The 20,535-nt window shown below is 59.9% G+C and carries 16 protein-coding genes; 5 read left to right on the top strand and 11 right to left on the bottom strand.

Annotation, left to right across the window (positions count from 1 at the left end):
• Positions 1-37: 37 nt before the first annotated feature.
• The 5 genes from AAEZ06_RS07485 to treP form a co-directional block, all read right to left on the bottom strand.
• Positions 38-328: a PTS sugar transporter subunit IIB gene (locus AAEZ06_RS07485; RefSeq protein ID WP_350613691.1), complete on the bottom strand. Its 291-nt coding sequence runs from the start codon at positions 326-328 to the stop codon at positions 38-40.
• Between the two features lie 2 nt (positions 329-330).
• Positions 331-2,862 (bottom strand): phosphoenolpyruvate--protein phosphotransferase, encoded by a 2,532-nt coding sequence (gene ptsP / locus AAEZ06_RS07490; protein WP_350613692.1) that lies wholly within the window; start codon positions 2,860-2,862, stop codon positions 331-333.
• A 48-nt stretch (positions 2,863-2,910) separates the two neighbouring features.
• A complete protein-coding gene (locus AAEZ06_RS07495) occupies positions 2,911-4,131 on the bottom strand; it encodes a maltoporin (protein ID WP_350613694.1) in 1,221 nt (406 codons plus the stop codon).
• A gap of 74 nt (positions 4,132-4,205) precedes the next feature.
• Complete coding sequence (treC, locus tag AAEZ06_RS07500) at positions 4,206-5,852, bottom strand: alpha,alpha-phosphotrehalase (protein ID WP_350613696.1); 1,647 nt, start codon at positions 5,850-5,852, stop codon at positions 4,206-4,208.
• Positions 5,853-5,928: 76 nt separating this feature from the next.
• Positions 5,929-7,371, bottom strand: a complete 1,443-nt coding sequence (gene treP, locus AAEZ06_RS07505; protein WP_149411621.1) for a PTS system trehalose-specific EIIBC component — start codon at positions 7,369-7,371, stop codon at positions 5,929-5,931.
• Between the two features lie 320 nt (positions 7,372-7,691).
• Here treP and treR point away from each other — a divergent pair, with 320 nt between their 5' ends.
• A complete protein-coding gene (gene treR, locus AAEZ06_RS07510; RefSeq protein ID WP_149411622.1) occupies positions 7,692-8,396 on the top strand; it encodes a trehalose operon repressor in 705 nt (234 codons plus the stop codon).
• Positions 8,397-8,489: 93 nt separating this feature from the next.
• Here treR and guaA read toward each other — a convergent pair whose 3' ends face one another.
• The 4 genes from guaA to AAEZ06_RS07530 form a co-directional block, all read right to left on the bottom strand.
• Positions 8,490-10,067: a glutamine-hydrolyzing GMP synthase gene (guaA, locus tag AAEZ06_RS07515; protein ID WP_133102103.1), complete on the bottom strand. Its 1,578-nt coding sequence runs from the start codon at positions 10,065-10,067 to the stop codon at positions 8,490-8,492.
• Positions 10,068-10,150: 83 nt separating this feature from the next.
• On the bottom strand, positions 10,151-11,620 hold the full coding sequence (guaB, locus tag AAEZ06_RS07520) for an IMP dehydrogenase (RefSeq protein ID WP_133102102.1): 1,470 nt from the start codon (positions 11,618-11,620) through the stop codon (positions 10,151-10,153).
• Between the two features lie 116 nt (positions 11,621-11,736).
• Complete coding sequence (locus AAEZ06_RS07525; protein ID WP_133102101.1) at positions 11,737-12,285, bottom strand: sugar ABC transporter ATPase; 549 nt, start codon at positions 12,283-12,285, stop codon at positions 11,737-11,739.
• Positions 12,286-12,354: 69 nt separating this feature from the next.
• Entirely contained in the window at positions 12,355-13,122 is a 768-nt protein-coding gene (locus AAEZ06_RS07530; RefSeq protein ID WP_350613699.1) for a sulfite exporter TauE/SafE family protein, read from the bottom strand.
• 99 nt (positions 13,123-13,221) lie between these two features.
• On the opposite strand from AAEZ06_RS07530, the gene AAEZ06_RS07535 reads away from it, so the two are divergent.
• The 4 genes from AAEZ06_RS07535 (at position 13,222) to leuA (ending at position 18,411) form a co-directional block, all read left to right on the top strand.
• Complete coding sequence (locus AAEZ06_RS07535) at positions 13,222-14,112, top strand: LysR family transcriptional regulator (RefSeq protein ID WP_350613701.1); 891 nt, start codon at positions 13,222-13,224, stop codon at positions 14,110-14,112.
• Between the two features lie 10 nt (positions 14,113-14,122).
• Positions 14,123-15,502, top strand: coding sequence for an exodeoxyribonuclease VII large subunit (xseA, locus tag AAEZ06_RS07540; protein ID WP_149411625.1), 1,380 nt, complete (start codon positions 14,123-14,125; stop codon positions 15,500-15,502).
• Positions 15,503-15,505: 3 nt separating this feature from the next.
• On the top strand, positions 15,506-16,327 hold the full coding sequence (locus AAEZ06_RS07545; RefSeq protein WP_149411626.1) for a peptidoglycan DD-metalloendopeptidase family protein: 822 nt from the start codon (positions 15,506-15,508) through the stop codon (positions 16,325-16,327).
• Between the two features lie 404 nt (positions 16,328-16,731).
• Complete coding sequence (gene leuA, locus AAEZ06_RS07550; RefSeq protein WP_149411627.1) at positions 16,732-18,411, top strand: 2-isopropylmalate synthase; 1,680 nt, start codon at positions 16,732-16,734, stop codon at positions 18,409-18,411.
• A 129-nt stretch (positions 18,412-18,540) separates the two neighbouring features.
• Here the strand turns inward: leuA and AAEZ06_RS07555 are convergent, their stop codons facing one another.
• Positions 18,541-19,332: an amidohydrolase gene (locus AAEZ06_RS07555; RefSeq protein WP_149411628.1), complete on the bottom strand. Its 792-nt coding sequence runs from the start codon at positions 19,330-19,332 to the stop codon at positions 18,541-18,543.
• Entirely contained in the window at positions 19,320-20,468 is a 1,149-nt protein-coding gene (locus AAEZ06_RS07560) for a pyridoxal phosphate-dependent aminotransferase (protein ID WP_149411629.1), read from the bottom strand. The genes AAEZ06_RS07555 and AAEZ06_RS07560 overlap by 13 nt, the downstream gene beginning before the upstream one ends.
• Positions 20,469-20,535 lie beyond the last annotated feature (67 nt).

The raw sequence follows: 20,535 nt of genomic DNA on the forward strand, positions 1-20,535 counted from the left end.
GCTTTGTGGCGAGCGGGCTCGCCATTTGATTTGAACGTTAAAGTCCCGTAATCAAATGCACCACCCCACCCGCCAATACCATCACCCCTGGTACTCCCGCCGCTCGTAATGCCACCTCATCCAAGCTCTCCGAATTTAGTAACTGCACCCGCACCCGAGTCAGCGCCACCCGCTGTTGCGACTTGAGGTTGTCAGCCCCCCCCAACGCACTCAATACGCCCGGCGACAACGGCGTTTCGCCCACAGGTGCAACCACTGCCTGTGGCGTCTCTGCAATCAAATCCGGCGTCAGGGCCTTCCAGAACGCCCGCTGCATTTTCTCGAACATACTCAGTTCTCCACAACCAATGAGGTTTCGACGGTGGCCGCGTGGTATTGGCGCATGGCCTCACGTACCTGGACGGCCTCTTCCAGGCCCAGCACCTGGCGGGCGATCAACTGGCAGTCCGCCAGGTCCAGCTCGCGCACGGCGGCCTTGATGGTCGGGATCAGCGGCACGCTGACCGACAACTCATCCACTCCCAGCCCAATCAACACCGGCACCGCCAGCGCCTCCGACGCCAGCGCGCCGCAAACACCCACCCATTTGCCATGGGCATGGGCGGCCTTGACGGTGCTGGCGATCAGGCGCAGTACCGCCGGGTGAAGGCTGTCGGCCTGGCTGGCCAGGCGCGGATGATCGCGGTCCATGGCCAGGGTGTATTGGGTCAGGTCGTTGGTGCCGATGGAGAAGAAATCCACCTCGGGCGCAAACAGGTCGGCCATCAACGCCGCCGACGGCACTTCAATCATGATCCCCAGCTTAGGCAGTTGCGTAAGCCCCATGGCCAAGGCTTCCTCCTCAAGGATCTGCCGCGCCAGGCGCAGCTCCGAGAGCAGGCTGACCATCGGCAACATGATGTGCAGACGAGCAAAACCGGCACTGGCGAGGATCGCCCGGAACTGTTCGCGCAGCAGTTCCGGACGCTCCAGGCACAGTCGAATGCCCCGCAGGCCAAGGAACGGATTGGTCTCACTGTCCATCGGCACATAGGCCAGGGGCTTGTCCCCACCGACGTCGAGGGTGCGCACCACCAGGTTGCGCTCCGGCCCCAGGGCCCGGGCGATGGCGCTGTAGGTGCCGGCCTGCTCATCGGGGCTGGGCGCGCGGTTGCGATCCAGGTAGAGGAATTCCGAGCGCAGCAAGCCAACACCTTCGCCGCCCAGGGCCAGGGCTTGCTCCACCTCTTGCAGCGAGGCGACGTTGGCGGTGACTTCGACGCGATGACCGTCGCGGGTGATGGCGGCCAGTGAGGCCTGCGCCACCTCCTGCTGACGACGCAGAACCTGCTGTTGGCGGGCGACCTGCAGTTGCTCGATCTCGGCCAGGTCCGGCTCCAGGTGCAATTCACCCTTGTCGGCATCCAGCAGGACTTGCTTACCGTTGCTCAGGCTCAGCACCTGGGCCGGCACGCCGCAAATGGCGGGCAACCCCAGGGCACGGGCGAGGATTGCGACGTGGCTGGTGGCGCCGCCACCGACGGTGACAAAACCCAGCACCTTGCGGGTGTCGAGGCTGGCGGTTTGTGACGGCGTCAGTTGTTCGGCGATGAGGATTGCCTGCTCCGGCAGGTCCCAGGCGCTGTCCTTGATCCCAAGGATCAGTTTCAGGACACGTTGGCCGACGTCTGCCAGGTCGGCGGCGCGCTCGGCAAGCAACGTGTCACCCGACCCCTGGAACAGGCTGGCAGTCGCTTCAGTGGCGCCGTTCCAGGCGAAGGCGGCGCTTTTGCCTTGCGCCAACAGTGCATCGGCTTGCTCCAGCAGGGTTGGGTCTTCCAGCAACTCCTGGTGGGCACGAAAAATTTCCGCCTGGGCGCTGCCGATGGCCTTGGCCTGCAAGCCTTGCAGCGCCTCGGTCGCGTGAAGCAGGCCACGATCCAGCGCGACGCGCTCAGCCGCTTCGCCAGTACCGGCTTCAGTGATGTTCAATTCAGGCTCGGCGACTTGCACCACTTGGCCGAACGCAGAACCAGGCGATGCACACACGCCCCGCAGCAAGGTCGCCGAGCCAAGCGGTGCCACTGGTTCGGCAATCTCGACGTGGGCAATTACCGTTTCCCCGCATCCTTCAGCCAGCAACACCACCAGGGCCTTGATGGCCGCATCGGCATCCTCCCCCGCCGCACTCACCTGCAAGGTATCGCCCCGTACGGTCTGCAACGCCATGATCGCCACCAACGACTTGGCATTCGCGCTTTGGGTTTGCTTGTGCAGGTAAATGCTCGCCTTGAAGCCCTTCGCCGCCTGGGCAAAAATCGCCGCCGGACGGGCGTGCAGGCCATTGGCGTTGGGCAGTATCAGGGGTTTGGAGAACAGGACGTCGCCCTCTTCTTCCACGGTTTCATCCGTGCAGCCTTCAGAGCTCACGCGCAACAAGGGTTGCCCAAGCACCACCAGGCCGCTGCCCGGTGTCAGCAGCGTGAAGGTCTCGCCGCTGACCACCAACATCAGGGTCAGCAAACTACGGGCGTTGAGCGCAACAAAATCGGCATCGAATTCAATCAACGGCTGGCCGGCCTCAACACGCTGACCTTCCTTGACCAGTCGGGTAAAACCCTTGCCTGCCAGGTTCACTGTGTCCAGGCCAATGTGTATCAGCACCTGGACTCCGTGATCATTGGTAACGCTCACCGCATGACCACTGTCCTGGATATTACTGATCACCCCGGCAAGGGGAGCGCAGAGAGTCTGCGAGGTCGGATCGATGCACAGGCCGTCGCCAATCAGGCGACTTGAGAACACTGGATCGGGCACCTGATCCAGGGCCACAAGCACCCCGGACAAGGGCGCCAGCAGTTCCAGGAGTTGGGTTGTGGTCATGATTTCACCTGTTGTTTTGTTCTGTAAAAATCATTGATCGGAAAACTGTTACTTCCACCAATACTCAACCTGCACACCAAAGTTGGAACCATGCCGCGCCGCGCCATAGCTGCCGGTGTCGGACAGTGCCGAGCCCGCCGCCAGTTCATTGGCCGCACGCTTGGCTGCTTCGTTCCAGGTAGCGTAGGTGTAATACAAACGCACCTCCGGCCTTGCCCAGAAATCCGGGCCTTTAGGCGACCAGGTCGGGGCGAAGGTAAATTTGCTCAGCTTGCGGGTGCCGCCGGTGGCGTCCACTTGATCATGGCCCAACTCGGTGACCAGCTTGAACTGTTCAGTGATCGCATAGGCCGGGCGCACACCAAGGGAAATCCAGGTCTGGTCCTGGCTGCCGGGGCGAATGTCTTTCTGGTAGACCGCCTCGATCTGGCCGCCAAACCGTGGTGTCACCTGCCAGTCGAAAAACTCCACCGCACGGTAGCTTTTGCTGCTGTTGTCCAGGGCAGTATTACCGGTGTAGCCCAAGCCCGTGCCGGGACCTTCGCCGTACTGCAGGGCGAACTTGTTCTTGCCGCCAAGAAACGGCGTCTGCACATGCTGGGCAGTCAGCGCCCAACCGCTGTTGGCTTCGCGGCCGCCGGCTTTTTCGATGTAGCTCAAGCCCAGCTCCAGCTCGCCGCCAGGGTTGGTCTTGAAGCCTGCGACGTTGAAGTCGTGACGGGTGGCGTATTCCTTCTGGTACAGGTTGTCCTTGCGGGAAATGGCGTAGCTGTATTTCAGATCGCCGATCAGCACGTCTTCGATACCGCCGCCTGTCGCGCTCTGGTTCCAGTAGTAGAAGTCGGAAATATGGATGTCATTACGTTTGTAGTAACGCCGACCGGCCCACAGCGAACCACCGTTGAGGCTGGGCATATTCGACCACTGCGCATACATCTGCGGCATGCGCGCCGAGCCGTTGTTTTCACCCTGGAACTTCAGCTCGCGATCGTACTTGTTGTACAGCGAAGCCATGGCGTCGACGCTGAGCACCGAGCCGTCATCAAGGGTGAACAGGTCCTGGCGCAACTCCAGCTCGGCATACTGTTCGCATTCGTTGCCCAGACGGTATTTCGATTGCGCACCGGGCAGTTGGAAACACTGCTGTGGACCGCTGCCCGTTGAAGTCCCCGCGCCGCTACGCAAGTAGCCTGCAAACTCCAAAGCCTGGGCCGCCAATGGCAACGTTAGACAGGATGCAACGAGGCCCAGCTTTATTGTTGTTCTCATGAAGCACTCCATTATTTTTATTGTGTTTTTTTGAAGCATTCCCTGCGCTCCCACGCCGGGGGTAATGCGATGTCTCAATCCTTCAGGTGCAGCACGAAGGATTCATACGGGCGCAGCGATATCTGGCCCGTACGCATCGGGCAATCGTCGTAGTTGCTGATCAGCACGCGTTGCTGGCTCGCGACGTTGATCACGCCGTCCGGCAATTGGATCTGGCACGGCGTACCGTAGAAGTTGTTGAGCACCAGCAAACGCTCGCCCTGGCCTTCGCGCAGGTACGCCCAAACCTGGGTGTGCTCCAGCAGCAGTTGGCGATACACGCCTTCCTGGATCAGCGGCTCAACGCGGCGCAGGGCAATCAGCGCACGGTAGTGATGCAGCACCGATTCAGGGTCGTCGAGCTGGCTTTCAACGTTGATCTGCGCCGCATTGGCGGGGATGCCGATCCACGGTTCGCCGCTGCTGAAACCAGCGTTCGCCTGGGTATTCCACTGCATCGGCGTGCGGCCGTTATCGCGGGACTTCTGCATGATCGCCGCCATGCTGTCGGCCTCGGACTCACCGGCTTCGCGCTTGAGTCGATAGATGTTCAGGGTCTCGACGTCGCGGTACTGCTCGATTGTGTCGAAGCCCGGATTGGTCATACCCAACTCTTCGCCCTGGTAGACAAAAGGCGTGCCCTGCAAAAGGTGCAGCGCGGTGCCGAGCATCTTGGCCGAGACCACCCGGTGCTCGCCGTCATCGCCAAAGCGCGAGACCACCCGTGGCTGGTCGTGGTTACACCAGAACAGCGCGTTCCAGCCGCCGCCGGCCTGCATACCCAGTTGCCAGTCGGAAAGAATCTGCTTGAGTTGAAGGAAGTCGAAGTCAGCCCGCACCCACTTTTGCAGGTTCGGATAATCCACTTTCAGGTGATGAAAATTGAAGGTCATCGACAGCTCTTTCGACTCAGGACTCGAATAGCGAATGCAGTGCTCAAGACTGGTGGAGGACATCTCGCCGACGTTGATCAGGTCATGGCCTTCGAAGACTTCGCGGTGCATTTCCTGCAGGTACTCGTGCACGTTCGGGCCGTCGGTGTAGAAGCGCCGACCGTCGCTGTTGTCTTCAGGAAAGTCCGCTGGTTTGGAGATCAGGTTGATCACGTCCAGGCGGAAACCGCCGACGCCCTTGTCGCGCCAAAAGCGCATCAGTTTGAACACCTCGGCGCGCACGTTGGGGTTTTCCCAATTGAGATCGGCCTGGGTGTGGTCGAACAGGTGCAGGAAGTACTGGCCGGTTTGCGCCTCGTATTCCCAGGCCGAGCCGCCGAACTTGGATTCCCAGTTGTTCGGCTGGTCGCGCCAGATGTAGAAATCGCGGTACGGGTTGTCGAGGCTGCTGCGGGCCTGCTGGAACCACTCGTGCTCGATGGAGGTGTGGTTGACCACGATGTCCAGCATCAGCTTGATGCCGCGCTTGGCCGCTTCGCTGATCAGCAAATCGCAGTCGGCCATGGTTCCGTAGCTGGGGTCGATGGCGTAGTAGTCGCTGATGTCGTAGCCGTTGTCGCGCTGGGGCGAACGCAGGAACGGAGTGATCCACAGGCAATCGACGCCCAGCCACTTGAGGTAATCGAGCTTGTCCACGACGCCCAGCAGGTCACCGGTGGCATTACCCGCGTGGCTATGGAAGCTTTTTGGGTAGATCTGGTAGATCACCGAGTGTTGCCAGTCTTGCATGGTGGGTTCCTCAATTTGGATAAACGCAACCTCGCGTAGGAGCTGTCGAGTGCAACGAGGCTGCGATAGCGGTCGATCAAGCGACGCGATAACCGGGCCGAACAATTTTCATGCTCAACGCGCAGGTCAAAACAAACGGCACGACAATCGCGACAGCCATGCCAATGACAAACACCGGGATGTACTGCGGCATGATCGAAATAAATCCAGGCAAGCCGCCAACACCGATGGCCGTGGCCTGGACCTTGTTCAGCGACAGGAAAATGCTGCCCAGCGCCGACCCAAGCAAGGCGGCATAAAACGGGAATTTGAAGCGCAGGTTGACGCCAAACATCGCCGGCTCAGTGATGCCGAAATAAGCCGAAATCGCCGAGGTCGACGCCATGCTTTTGTCGCGGGCATTGCGGCTCATGTAGAACACGCCCAGCGCCGCGCTGCCCTGGGCCAGGTTGGACATGACGATCATTGGCCAGATAAAGGTGCCGCCTTGGGTGGAGATCAGTTGCAGGTCCACGGCGAGGAACATGTGGTGCATGCCGGTGACCACCAGCGGCGCATACAACAGGCCGAAAATCGCTCCGCCCACCATCGGCGCCAGGTCAAACAGGGTGACCACGCCTTCGGTGATCAGGATGCCCAGGTGACGGGTCACCGGGCCAATGATCGCCAGCGCCAGCACGCCGGTAACGACAATGGTAGTGATGGGGACGACCAACAGTTGAATCGCGTTGGGCACCCGCGCCCGTAGCCATTTCTCAATGACGCTCATGACGTAGGCAGCCATCAGGATCGGCAGGATTTGCCCCTGATAACCGACTTTCTCGATCTGGAACCAGCCGAGAATATCGAAGTACGGCAGGCTCTGGCCGTCGAGGCCGGCCACCGCCTTGCCGTAGTTCCAGGCGTTGAGCAAATCGGGATGAACCAGCATCAGGCCCAGGACGATGCCGAGGATTTCACTGCCGCCAAAGCGCTTGGCCGCCGACCAGCCCACCAGCGCGGGCAAGAATACGAACGAGGTATTGGCCATCAGGTTGATCAGGCTCCACAGGCCATCCAGGTTCGGATAGGCCTCCAGCAGCGTCTTGCCCTCGATGAACATGCCCTTGGCGCCCATCAGGTTGTTCACGCCCATCAACAGACCGGCAATGATCAGCGCGGGCAGGATCGGCATGAACACGTCGGAAAACACCCGCACCAGGCGTTGCATCGGGTTGATTTTTTCAGAGCCCTTCTGCTTCACGTCGGCGATGGTCGAGGCGCCAAGACCAGTCTGTTCCCGCAGGGCGGCGTAGACCTTTTCCACTTCACCGGGGCCGATGACGATCTGGAACAGGCCGCCAGTGAAGAACGAACCCTTGACCAGATCGATCTGGTTCAACTCGCCGCTATTGGCCAGGCTCGGGTCTTTAAGGGCCAGGCGCAGGCGGGTCACGCAGTGGGCAGCTTGCTCAAGGTTGTCGCTGCCACCGAGGCCTTGCAGAATCTCGCGGGCAATATTGGGGTAGTCGTGGCTCATGCTTGGTATCCACTTTGATTTTTTGTTATTGGGGGCAGTCATTGGCAGCACGCCCAGGAGAAAAGTACTCGTACAGACGAGTTAAAGCAATAACTCGTCTGTACGAGTTACAAATTATAAACTTCCTGTAGGAGCGAGCTTGCTCGCGAAGCAACGTTAACGATAACGCGTGCATCCTGGATAAACGCGGTGCCCTTGAGTTCTTCGCGAGCAAGCTCGCGCCTACAGAGGGCGCAAATATCCATGGGCCCGATGGACAAACCGCACCTCTGCCTCTAAGGTTCCTGCCTTAAACGCAAACGCGGCACAGAGCCCTACCCATGAGCAAATACAACCAGATCTATACCGATCTGCTTGCCAACATCACCACCGAACGCCTGCAACGCGGCACGCGCCTCCCCTCCGAAGCCGAATTAATGGACACCTACCAGGCGAGCCGTGGCACGGTGCGTCGGGCTATAGAGCAGTTGCAGGAGCGCGGCTTTGCGCAAAAAATTCACGGCAAGGGCACCTTCGTGCTGTCGCCCAACCCCATCGAATTTCAGTTGGGCGGAATTGTCAGCTTTCGCGAAACCCATGCAGACCTGGGAGATGACGTCAGCACCGAGGTCGTCGAGTTCAGCCAATTCCCCCTGGAAGGCTCGCTGCTGCAACACATCGAAGCCGCAGCCGGCAGCCTGATCACCCGAATCAAGCGGGTACGGCGCATCGACGGCAAGCGGGTGATCCTGGACATCAACCACTTCGTCGCCGACCTGATCCCTGGGCTGGACCGGGCCATTGCCGAGCAGTCGATCTACGCCTTTATCGAACAGACCCTGCAACTGCACATCAGCTACGCCCAGCGCACCATCGAAGCACTGCCGAGGGGCAAGGACGACCAACTGCACCTGGACCTCGACGGCCAGAGCCATGTGATCGTGGTGAGTAACCAGACGTTTTTGCAGGATGGGCGGCAGTTTGAGTACACCGAGTCGCGGCATACGCTGGACAAGTTTTACTTTTCGGATATTGCGCGGCGCTGATACCCAATACATTTCCCAGAAACACAAAACCCCAGCCAAGGCTGGGGTTTTGTTGTGTAGCCAGCGCCTGGCTCAGCAGGCGCTAACGCAGGATCACTCCCACTCAATGGTCGCCGGCGGCTTGCTCGACACATCATAAGTAACGCGGGAGATGCCTTCGATTTCATTGATGATACGGCCGCTGACGGTTTCCAGCAGTTCGTACGGCAGGTGTGCCCAACGGGCGGTCATGAAGTCGATGGTTTCCACCGCTCGCAGGGCCACAACCCAGGCGTAACGACGGGCGTCACCGACCACGCCGACCGATTTCACCGGCTGGAACACCACGAACGCTTGGCTGACCTTGTGGTACCAGTCGGCCTTACGCAGTTCTTCGATGAAGATATGGTCGGCGCGACGCAGCAGGTCGGCGTATTCCTTCTTCACTTCACCGAGAATCCGCACGCCCAGGCCTGGGCCTGGGAATGGGTGACGGTAGACCATGTCGTACGGCAGGCCCAGTTCCAGACCCAGACGACGGACTTCGTCCTTGAACAACTCACGCAGCGGCTCTACCAGCTTGAGGTTCATTTCATCAGGCAGGCCACCGACGTTGTGGTGGGACTTGATCACATGGGCCTTGCCGCTCTTGGCGCCCGCCGACTCGATCACGTCAGGGTAGATGGTGCCCTGGGCGAGGTACTTGATGTTGTCCAGGCTGTTGGACTGGGCATCAAACACGTCTATGAAGGTGCGCCCAATGATCTTGCGCTTCTTCTCCGGGTCCGACTCGCCGGCCAGATTGTTGAGGAACTGCTCCTCGGCGTTGGCGCGGATCACCTTGACGCCCATGTTCTCAGCGAACATGGCCATCACTTGCTCGCCTTCGTGCAGACGCAGCAGGCCGTTGTCGACGAAGACGCAGGTCAGTTGGTCGCCAATGGCCTTGTGCAGCAGCGCAGCAACTACCGAAGAGTCAACGCCGCCGGACAGGCCCAGCAGGACGTTGTCGGTGCCAACCTGGGCACGGATGTTGGCGATGGCGTCTTCAGCGATTTTCGACGGGGTCCACAGCGCTTCGCAGCCGCAGATGTCGAGGATGAAGCGCGAGAGGATGCGACCGCCCTGCTTGGTGTGGGTCACTTCCGGGTGGAACTGCACGCCGTAGTAGCCACGCTCGTCGTTGAACATGCCGGCAATCGGGCAGCTCGGGGTGCTGGCGAGGATGTGGAAATCCTCTGGCATTTTGGTGACCTTGTCACCATGGCTCATCCACACGTCGAGGCCGAACAGGCCGTCGGCGTCGATGTGGTCTTCGATGCCGTCCAGCAGGCGGCTCTTGCCGACCACATCGACACGGGCATAACCGAATTCACGCAGCTCGGAACCTGCGACCTTGCCGCCCAGTTGCTCGGCCATGGTCTGCATGCCGTAACAAATACCGAAAACCGGCACGCCCAGGTCAAACACGGCTTGCGGGCAACGCGGGCTGTTGGCTTCGTGCACGGACTCAGGACCGCCGGCGAGAATGACGCCTTTTGGAGCGAACTCGCGAATCGCTTCGTCGTCCATGTCGAACGGATGCAGTTCGCAGTACACACCGATTTCACGCACGCGGCGGGCGATCAGTTGGGTGTACTGGGAACCGAAGTCGAGGATCAGGATGCGGTGGGCGTGAATGTCGAGGGCCATGGAGTCAGTCTCGTCTATGGAATTCAGAAACAACTCGGGGCTGAATAAAACAGCCCCGGTTACTTAACGTTTTTCTGGAAGCATCAACCTACGCGGTAGTTCGGCGCTTCTTTGGTGATCTGTACGTCGTGGACGTGGGATTCGGCCATGCCAGCACCGGTGATCCGCACGAACTCTGGCTTGGTGCGCATTTCTTCGATGTCGGCACTGCCGGTGTAGCCCATCGAGGAACGCAGGCCGCCCATCAGTTGATGGATGATAGCGCCCAGGGTGCCCTTGTACGGAACACGCCCTTCAATGCCTTCCGGTACCAGCTTCTCGGCGCCCGCGGAGGAGTCCTGGAAGTAACGGTCGGAAGAACCTTGCGCCTGGGACATTGCTCCCAGGGAGCCCATGCCACGGTAAGCCTTGTAGGAACGGCCCTGGTACAGTTCGATCTCGCCGGGTGCTTCTTCAGTACCCGCAAACATCGAGCCCATCATCACGCAGGAAGCACCGGCAACGATGGCCTTGGACAGATCACCGGAGTAACGGATACCGCCGTCGGCAATCAACGGCACGCCGGTGCCTTCAAGGGCCTCGGCGACATTGGCGATGGCGCTGATTTGCGGTACGCCGACACCGGCGACGATACGGGTGGTGCAGATCGAGCCAGGGCCGATACCGACCTTGACTGCGTCAGCGCCCGCTTCAACCAATGCCTTGGCAGCAGCGCCGGTAGCAATGTTGCCGCCGATCACTTGTACTTCAGGGAAATTCTCTTTGACCCAGCGAACGCGGTCGATCACGCCTTTGGAGTGACCGTGGGCAGTGTCGACCACCACCACGTCAACACCGGCAGCCACCAAGGCCGAGACGCGCTCGCCGGTGTCTTTACCCGTGCCGACCGCAGCCCCTACACGCAGACGACCTTGATCGTCCTTGCTGGCCAGCGGGTACGCCTTGGCTTTTTCGATGTCGTTGACAGTCATCATGCCTTTGAGGGCGAATTTGTCGTCGACGATCAGCACGCGCTCGATGCGGTGCTTGTGCAGCAATTCGCGAGCGTCGTTCTTGTCGGCGCCTTCCTTGACCGTGACCAGTCGTTCTTTAGGCGTCATCACTTCGCGGACAGTGGCTTCCAGACGGTTTTCGAAACGCACGTCACGGGAAGTGACAATGCCAACGAGGTCGCCATTATGAAGCACCGGAACACCGGAGATGTTATGCAGGCTGGTCAGTTCGAACAGTTCACGAACGGTGGCGTCGGCCTCGATGGTGATCGGGTCCTTGACCACACCGGCTTCGTAACGCTTGACCTTGCGCACTTCGGCAGCTTGCTGCTCGATGGTCATGTTCTTGTGGATGATGCCGATGCCGCCTTCCTGAGCCATGGCGATGGCCAGACGGGCTTCAGTGACGGTGTCCATGGCAGCGGAAACCAGGGGGATATTCAGCTCGATGCCACGGGTTAGGCGGGTCTTGAGACTGACTTCGTTAGGAAGCACCTCGGAATAACCGGGCACTAGGAGAATGTCGTCGAATGTCAGAGCTTCTTGGCTGATACGCAGCATCGCGGGGGCTCCCGAGCGGGAAAATGGAAGCGCGCCATTATACTCAGAGACCTACCAGGGCTCAATGTAAAACTCTGACATTATTGGTAATACTGATAGAAGGAGAAAATATTGGTTTAAAGCTCGACTTTGACCCAGCTCATCTTCTGGTCGAGCCAGTCGGCAAATTCGTCGATAAAACTCTGCTTGAACCCCGCCTCCGCCCAGTTGTTGAAGATGAAGCCCAGGTTGGAAAAGCCACATTCCTGCAGGAATAGGAAACCGTTGATGTCGTCTTCATGGCCACACAACGGGCAAGTGAAGTTATCGGTGTGACCGGGCATCCAGTCTTCCAGGCTGTCGAACAGCGCTTCGCCGACTTCCTTGAGGCATTCCGGGCAGCCAGCTTCTTCGAGAAAACCCTTGGCCGGGGTGTAGATACAGCGCTTGTAGATAATCTCCAGGCCATTGACCGGTTCGTTGAACGGCAGCGCTTCGGGGTGCAGCACCACGGCGCGGGCACCGTCGGCGATGGCGTAGGCCATACGGCTGCCAGTGCGACCGCAGGTGGTGAGTTCTTCCTTGACGATGTTCTTGCGCACCAGCCAGCGCACAATCGCCCGGGCCCGTGGTTCGTGGACGGGCAATGTGGATATTTTCGGGACTAGGATGCTTTGGGAATTCATGAGGCCTGGATGTCCTGCGGTGTGGCTTCTGGCCGAAAGGACGGCAGCTTAATCCCTGACACCCACAGGTCAAGTACTCAAGTAACGGGCAATCAAGGCAATACCGCTGGCCAGCACCAGCCAGGTCACCAACCGCACGAACGCCTCACGGGACATGCGCAGGGTCAGCCGCCGACTAGCCCACAACCCCAGCGCCATTGCCGGTAACAGGCACACTGCCAACATCAACAAGGATAGCTCGGCATACACTCCCGCGATCAAAAACAGACTCAGGCGCACCACCGTGCTGCAACTGATCAACGCACTCTGGGTCGCCCGCGCCGCTTCCTTGGGTAGGCGGCTGTTGAGGTAGATCGCATATAAAAAGCCGCCACTGCCAAACAACGCGCCAAACAGCCCACCGACGGTGCCCATGGGAATCGCCCAGCCGACAGCGAGCTGCCTGGGCTTGGCCTTCACCGCCAGGCTATAGATCGCATAGGCGCTGATAAACAGCCCCATCAGCAGCAGCAATAGATCCGATTGAAGGTTGAGCAAAAAGATCACCCCGAGGGTGCAGCCAATCGCCATGCACGGCAGCAACCTCAACAGTTCCGGCTTCGCCACATCTCGCCGTGATTGTAGGAGGTTGCCAAAGGCCGCGACAAAATCCAGCAACACCAGCAACGGGATGATCTTCGACAGCGGCATGAACAGGATCAGAATCGGCCCCGCCACCAGCGCCGTGCCAAAGCCGGCAATGCCGAACACTATGTAGGCCACGACGACTCCCAAGCCAATCACCAGCCAGTCAACGCCACCAAAGGACCAACTACTCATCAGTTCGACTGGGCTCATGCCGTATTCCTTAATGAAGATGGCCATCACTTTAGCCATTGGCGAGGGTTGCGACTAATATCTTCAAAGGCCACTACCCATCTCGAAAAGGCATGACTTGTGATTTCCACCCGGCAACTGCGTTACTTCGTCGAGATCGCCGAGAGCGGCAGCTTCAGCGCCGCCGCCGAGCGGCTGTTTGTCGCGCAATCGGCCCTTAGCCGGCAGATCAAGGAGCTTGAATCTCAACTGCAAACCCCATTATTCGAACGCACCGCCCGCCAGCCACGGCTAACCGCAGCGGGCGAAGCGTTTTATCCACGAGCCCGCAACCTGCTGGGCGAGTTGCACAAGGCCAGTGAAATGGCCACGCAAGTGGGCAACGGTCAACTAGGAACTCTACGCTTGAGTCATTCCAGCACGGTGCCGATGAGCGGTCGACTGCTACAAGGGATCAGCGCCTACCTGCAACAGTGCCCTGACGTGTCGATGGACATCGTCAAACTGTCCTCCGAAGCGCAACTGGAAGAAATCGCCGAGGGGCGGCTGGAGGTTGGGCTATTGCGCTTGCCGGTATTGCGCCAGCGCGAGGGGGTGCGAATCGTGCCTTTATATAGCGAGCGATTGTTGTTGGCGGTGCCGCCCGACCACCCGCTGGCGCTCAACAAGACGGCTATCGACTTGGCCCAGCTCAAGGACGAGGCCTTTATCTCGATCCCTCACCCACAGCGCGGCGGGCTGAGTTACCTGTCGGCCGAGTTGTGCATGCGTGCCGGATTTTTCCCCAAGGCGGCGCGGGTAATGTCACGCAAGACCACGCAATTGCAGTTGATTCAGGCCGGGTTTGGCATCGCCCTGTTGCCTGAGTCGATGCAGGACATCGCCCCGGCCAATATCCACTTCCTGCCGTTGGCTGATCCTGATTGCCTAAGCACCATCGCCCTCGCCTTCCGGCAAGCGCCAACTGCGCTGGTGGAGCAATTCTGTCAAACACTGGGCGAATGCCTATAAACTGCCGCCCATGATTAAAGATCCCTTTGCCCGTCTGGGCCTGGACCGCGAAGTCCTGACTGTCAGCCAGCTCAACGGCCGCGCGCGGGTGTTGCTTGAAGACGTGTTCACCAATATCTGGGTTGAAGGCGAAATCTCCAACCTTGCCCGCCCGGCTTCCGGCCACGTGTATTTCACCCTCAAGGACAGCGGTGCCCAGGTGCGCTGCGCGCTGTTCCGGCAGAACGCCGCACGGGTACGCCAAGCCTTGAAGGATGGCCTGGCTGTCAAGGTGCGGGGCAAGGTCTCGCTGTTTGAAGGCCGTGGCGACTATCAACTGATTCTCGACACCGTGGAGCCTGCCGGTGACGGCGCCCTTCGCCTAGCCTTCGATGCGCTGAAGGAAAAGCTCAGCGCCGAAGGTTTGTTCAGCGCCGAACGCAAGGTGCCGCTGCCGGCCCATCCGCAGCGCATCGGCATTATCAGTTCGCCCACTGGCGCAGTGATCCGCGACATCATCAGTGTGTTCCGCCGCCGTGCGCCGCAAGTGCAATTGACGTTGATCCCTACGGCGGTTCAAGGCCGTGAAGCGATAACGCAGATCGTCCGCGCCTTGAAGCTGGCCGACGCTCGTGGCTTCGACGCGTTGATCCTGGCCCGTGGCGGCGGCTCCCTGGAAGACCTTTGGTGTTTCAACGAAGAAGCCGTAGCCCGCGCCGTGGATGCCTGCGTGACGCCAATTGTCAGCGCCATCGGCCATGAAACTGATGTATCCATCAGTGATTTCGTCGCCGACGTACGCGCGCCAACGCCTTCTGCTGCCGCCGAACTCCTCGCCCCCGATTCCAGCGATCTGGTGCGCCAGGTCGAAAGCCTGCACCGGCGCCTGGTGATGCGCATACGCAACCGGTTGATGCATGACCGCCTGCGCCTGGAAGGCATGGCCCGCCGCCTGCGTCATCCGGGTGAACGTCTGCGCCAGCAAGCCCAACGCCTGGACGATCTGGATATGCGCCTGCGCCGCGCCTTCGAGCGCAGCCTCAATACCCGTCGTGAACGTTTGATCCGCCTGGAAACCCGCCTCGCCGGCCAACATCCAGGCCGCCAACTGGCGCTGCTGCGCCAACGCCTGGACAGCCTCGCCGAACGCCTGCCCAGGGCTATGCGCGAAGGCCTCAAGGCGCGGCGCCTCCAGCTACAAAGCCAGGTGCAGACGCTGCAAGTGGTCAGCCCGCTGGCAACACTGGGCCGTGGCTACAGTATTTTGCTGGACGAGCGCGGCCAGGCAATTCGCAACGCCGCGCAAACCCACACCGGCCAGCGCCTTAGCGCGAGACTCGGTGAAGGTCAATTGCAGGTTCGGGTGGAAGACAACCACCTCACGCCCGTCACTCTCTCGTTACTGGATTGATTCATGCCACGTTTTCTTAGCTTGTTGATGCTGTTGTGCCTGACCTTCAATGCCCATGCCGACAGCTACATCACTCGGGTGCTGAACAAGCCTGTTCCCGGTGGTGTCGCGGTGATTGACCTGGGCGCCTCAGCGGTGGCACCTAAAGCCAGCTACCAAGGTAAACCGGTGCTGGTGGTCAAGGAGCAGGAGAACTGGCGGGCAATTGTCGGCATCCCGCTAACCGTCAAACCCGGCAGCCAGCAAATCAGCAGTGGCAGCCGCAATCTGGCGTTCACCGTGGGCAACAAGAAATACCCGGAACAACACATCACCTTGAAGAACAAAAGCCAGGTGAACCCGGACCCTGCACAACTCAAACGTATCGAAGGCGAACTGGCGGTTCAGCTTAAGGCTTACCGCAGTTTCAGTCCGAACACGCCGAGCAACCTGGTGCTGGACAAGCCGGTCAACGGGCCGCTGTCGAGCAAGTTTGGTGTGCGACGGTTCTTTAATGGCGAGGAGCGTAACCCTCATTCGGGCCTCGATTTTGCCGTGGGCGCCGGTACGCCGATCAAGACCCCGGCGGGTGGCAAGGTAATTTTGACCGGCAACTACTTTTTCAATGGCAACACCGTATTCGTCGACCATGGCCAGGGTTTTATCAGCATGTTTTGCCATATGTCCAAGATCGATGTGAGCGTGGGCCAGCAACTGGCTCGCGGTGCGGTAGTGGGCAAGGTGGGCTCCACCGGACGGGCGACCGGGCCGCATATGCACTGGAATATCAGCTTGAATGATGCGCGGGTAGATCCGGCGATATTTATTGGGTCGTTTCAGCCTTGACGTAAAGGGTGATTCTTTTGGGGCTGCTGCGCAGCCCAACGCGGCGGGGCGGCGATCCGATAAGCCCGCTCGCCACAACCGGCAACCTCAATTGCGCACCTTACAAAGCTCGCGCAAATAAAATCACTCGCAAAACAATTCTCAACCATAAAATCTCGTTTATTACGCCAATAACAGAACTTCTCTCAATTTTTTCCGACTGCTTGCCATCTTTCACCCCTACGGTTAGGGTTGAACCTATGAAAACCTCTCACACCCTCATTCAGCTTCGCCAGCACCTCAGCCTGTGCCTTGTCAGCGCACGACTACCAAGCTGAATCGAACTGCCTCGTCCCAAGCTTTATCCCCAACAATAGATTTCTGGCAGGCCGCCTCTTCTCGGCCCTACAACAAGGATTCTCCCGATGAGCATGCTCAAAGACCCGTCTTCGAAATACCGCGCGTTCCCGACCATTGATATCCCGGACCGTACCTGGCCGTCGAAGACCATCACCGCCGCGCCGATCTGGTGCAGTTCCGACTTGCGCGACGGCAACCAGTCGCTGATCGAACCGATGGACGCGGTGAAAAAGCTGCGCTTCTGGAAAACCCTGGTATCGGTCGGAGTAAAGGAAATCGAGGCCTCGTTCCCGGCCGCTTCGCAAACCGACTTCGACTTCGTCCGTACCCTGATCGAAGACAACCACATCCCCGAGGACACCACCATCCAGGTGCTGACCCAGGGCCGTGAAGACTTGATCGCCCGTACTTTCGAATCTCTGCGCGGGGCGAAAAAAGCCATCGTTCACTTGTACAACGCCACTTCGCCGTCGTTCCGCCGCATTGTCTTCAATCAGGACAAGGACGGGGTCAAGGCCATCGCTGTCAACGCGGCCAAGCTGTTCGTCAAATACGCCGCCCAGCAGCCGGATACCCAGTGGACCTTCGAATACTCGCCAGAGACCTTCAGCGCCACTGAGCTGGAGTTCGCCAAGGAAGTCTGTGACGCGGTGATCGAGGTGTGGAACCCGACACCTGAGCACAAGGTGATCCTCAACCTGCCCGCCACCGTTGAATGCGCCACGCCGAACATCTATGCCGACCAGATCGAGTGGTTCGGTCGTCATATCAACCGTCGTGACAGCGTGATCATCAGCCTGCACACCCATAACGACCGTGGCACTGGCGTAGCCGCCACCGAGTTGGGCCTGATGGCCGGTGCCGACCGTGTCGAAGGCTGCCTGTTCGGCAATGGCGAGCGCACCGGCAACGTCGATCTGGTGACCGTGGCGTTGAATCTCTACACCCAGGGCATACACCCTGAGCTGGACTTCTCCGACATCGACGGCGTACGCAAGGTCGTGGAAGAGTGCAACCAGATTCCGGTGCACCCGCGTCACCCGTATGTCGGTGATCTGGTTCACACCGCCTTCTCCGGCTCCCACCAGGACGCGATCCGCAAGGGCTTTGCCCAGCAAAAACCGGATGCCTTGTGGGAAGTGCCGTACTTGCCGATCGACCCGGCCGACATCGGCCGCAGCTACGAGGCGGTGATTCGCGTCAATAGCCAGTCGGGCAAGGGCGGCATCGCCTACCTGCTGGAGCAGGAATACGGCATCAGCTTGCCACGCCGCATGCAGATCGAATTCAGCCAGGTGGTACAAGCGGAAACCGACCGCGTGGGCCTGGAGATGACGGCCTCGCAGATTCACAGCTTGTTGCAGCGTGAATACTTGCAAGCCAACACTCCATACGCGCTGGTCAGCCATCGCCTGCAGGAAGAAAACGGCAACAGCTCGGTAGAAGTTGAAGTCTCCGGCAAGGGCCAGGGCGAAACCAACCTGCGCTGGCAGGGCAAGGGCAACGGCGCGCTGGAAGCGCTGGTGGCCGGCCTCCCGATTCCGGTGGAGATCATGGATTACAACGAACACGCCATCGGTGCGGGGACCAATGCCAAGGCGGCGGCCTACATTGAACTGCGGGTCAATGGTGGGCGCGCGGTGCACGGCGTGGGCATTGATGAAAACATCACCACTGCCAGCTTCAAGGCGTTGTTCAGTGCGCTGAACCGCTCCCTGAGCCAGACGGAAGCGAAAGCGGCGTAAGCCTTCGCAGAAAGACAAAAGGCCCCTGGGTGAGAATCCAGGGGCCTTTTTGTTTTGGCCGCAGCTGCGTCAGGTGCAACTCGGTATTGCGCGGTGAGGTTCCAGACGGTATCTACGGGAAAGTTAGCGTCAGATAAACTGGAAGCTGTCGGCATCCAGGTTCGCCGGAAACCGTGTGCGATACGCCACCAACTCCGCAGCATCCAAACACACCTGAAACACCCCGTCCGCCTCCCCTGCACTCAGCAGGCTTTCGCCCTGAAAGTCCAGGACCTGGCTGTCACCGGTGTAGGCAAAGCCCTTGCCGTCAGTGCCCACCCGATTCACCGCCGCCACGTAGCAGAGGTTTTCGATAGCCCGCGCCGGCAGCAGGCGGTTCCAGTGCTGACGCCGCGCGCCAGGCCAGTTGGCGGTGTACAGCAGCAGGTCAGTGTCCTGGGCATCGCGGCTCCACACCGGAAAACGCAGGTCATAGCAAATCAACGGACGAATCCGCCAGCCCTTGAGTTCGAATTGCACCTGGCGCTCGCCAGGGGTGTAGTGGTCGTGCTCACCGGCCATGCGGAACAGATGGCGCTTGTCGTAATGCAGCACCTCACCATCAGGCCGCGCCCACAACAGGCGGTTACGGTGGCTGCCGTCAGCAGCCAGGATGATCACGCTGCCAGTGATCACCGCGTCGTGTTTCTTCGCCTGGGCCTTGAGCCATTCATGGGTTGGACCATTTTCCACTTCGGCGAGGGTTTGCGACGCCATGGAAAAGCCGGTGGTGAACATCTCCGGCAGCACAATCAGGTCCGCCCCCTTGGTCTGGTCCAGCAGCGGCTCAAAATGCTCCAGGTTGGCCTGGCGGTCGTGCCAGACAAGGGTGGTCTGCACCAGGGCGATATTCAGGTTGGGCAACGCACTCAGATCACGCATAATTTTTCTGCTGCTTGGCGCAGCGTCTCCTCGCGCTTGGCAAAACACAGGCGCACCAGGCGCTGGCCTTGGGGTGGGCTCTGGTAGAACACCGAGACCGGGATGGTTGCCACGCCGTGCTCGCGGGTCATCCACAGCGACATCTCGACGTCATTGAGGTCGGGGCGAATCCGCGAGTAATCCACCAACTGGAAGTAAGTACCGGTCACTCGGGTAAAACTGAAACGCGACGGCGCCAGCAAGTCGCAGAACAGGTCGCGCTTGGCCTGATAAAAGGCCGGCAGCTCTTCGACGTGTTCCGGGTGTTCGGCCATGAAATCCGCCAGCGCGTACTGCAAAGGAGTCACGCCGCAGAAGCTGACGTATTGATGCACCTTGCGCAGTTCGGCAGTCAGGGCCGGGGGCGCGACCACGTAGCCGGTTTTCCAGCCGGTAACGTGGTAGGTTTTGCCAAAAGAGCTGACCACAAATGAACGTTGATACAGCTCCTCATGGGCCAACACGCTGACGTGGGGCACACCATCGAACACCAAGTGTTCGTAAACCTCGTCGCTGACCAGGTAGATATCGCGGTCGCGGATCAGTTCGGCCAACTGGTCCAGCTCGGCCCGATTGATCAAGGCACCGCTGGGGTTATGCGGGGTGTTGAGAATGATCATGCGGGTGCGCGGCGACAGTGCAGCCTTGATCTTCTCGAAATCCAGGGTGAAGTCATGCAGGCCCAACTGTACATGCACGCAACGACCGCCAGCCAGCTCCACCGAGGGCTCGTAGCTGTCGTAACAAGGGTCAAATACGATGACTTCATCACCGCTGCGGATCACCGTCTGGATCGCGCAGAAGATTGCCTGGGTAGCGCCGGGGGTGATGGTCACTTCGCTGTCGGCGCTCACCGTGGAGCCGTAGCTGCGGGCGATCTTGGCCGCCACCTGCTGACGCAACGCAGGGAGGCCGGTCATGGGGGCGTATTGGTTATGGCCGCTGGCGATGTGTTTGCCCACCGCGTCGAGCAAGGCTTGGGGGCCATTGAAATCGGGAAAGCCCTGGGACAGGTTAAGCGCGCCGGTTTCGGCGGCGAGCTGGGACATGGTAGTGAAAATGGTGGTGCCGACATTCGGCAGTTTACTGGTGATCATCGGTGAGTCCCTGCTGAACACCCGGCTCTACGGCGGCACGGGAAGGACCGAGGATAGCCCATACGGC

Origin of the sequence: Pseudomonas sp. HY7a-MNA-CIBAN-0227 (genome assembly GCF_040310325.1) — a bacterium.
In the GTDB taxonomy this organism is placed as follows: Bacteria; Pseudomonadota; Gammaproteobacteria; order Pseudomonadales; family Pseudomonadaceae; genus Aquipseudomonas.

Excerpts from the sequence above, each read along its gene's own strand:
- guaA (WP_133102103.1), bottom strand. The coding sequence starts at position 10,067 with ATGGCCCTCGACATTCACGCCCACCGCATCCTGATCCTCGACTTCGGT.
- AAEZ06_RS07525 (WP_133102101.1), bottom strand. The coding sequence starts at position 12,285 with ATGAATTCCCAAAGCATCCTAGTCCCGAAAATATCCACATTGCCCGTC.
- AAEZ06_RS07530 (WP_350613699.1), bottom strand. The coding sequence starts at position 13,122 with ATGAGCCCAGTCGAACTGATGAGTAGTTGGTCCTTTGGTGGCGTTGAC.
- AAEZ06_RS07545 (WP_149411626.1), top strand. The coding sequence starts at position 15,506 with ATGCCACGTTTTCTTAGCTTGTTGATGCTGTTGTGCCTGACCTTCAAT.
- AAEZ06_RS07485 (WP_350613691.1), bottom strand. The coding sequence starts at position 328 with ATGTTCGAGAAAATGCAGCGGGCGTTCTGGAAGGCCCTGACGCCGGAT.
- guaB (WP_133102102.1), bottom strand. The coding sequence starts at position 11,620 with ATGCTGCGTATCAGCCAAGAAGCTCTGACATTCGACGACATTCTCCTA.
- AAEZ06_RS07555 (WP_149411628.1), bottom strand. The coding sequence starts at position 19,332 with ATGCGTGATCTGAGTGCGTTGCCCAACCTGAATATCGCCCTGGTGCAG.
- AAEZ06_RS07495 (WP_350613694.1), bottom strand. The coding sequence starts at position 4,131 with ATGAGAACAACAATAAAGCTGGGCCTCGTTGCATCCTGTCTAACGTTG.
- AAEZ06_RS07560 (WP_149411629.1), bottom strand. The coding sequence starts at position 20,468 with ATGATCACCAGTAAACTGCCGAATGTCGGCACCACCATTTTCACTACC.
- treR (WP_149411622.1), top strand. The coding sequence starts at position 7,692 with ATGAGCAAATACAACCAGATCTATACCGATCTGCTTGCCAACATCACC.
- xseA (WP_149411625.1), top strand. The coding sequence starts at position 14,123 with ATGATTAAAGATCCCTTTGCCCGTCTGGGCCTGGACCGCGAAGTCCTG.
- treP (WP_149411621.1), bottom strand. The coding sequence starts at position 7,371 with ATGAGCCACGACTACCCCAATATTGCCCGCGAGATTCTGCAAGGCCTC.
- treC (WP_350613696.1), bottom strand. The coding sequence starts at position 5,852 with ATGCAAGACTGGCAACACTCGGTGATCTACCAGATCTACCCAAAAAGC.
- ptsP (WP_350613692.1), bottom strand. The coding sequence starts at position 2,862 with ATGACCACAACCCAACTCCTGGAACTGCTGGCGCCCTTGTCCGGGGTG.
- leuA (WP_149411627.1), top strand. The coding sequence starts at position 16,732 with ATGAGCATGCTCAAAGACCCGTCTTCGAAATACCGCGCGTTCCCGACC.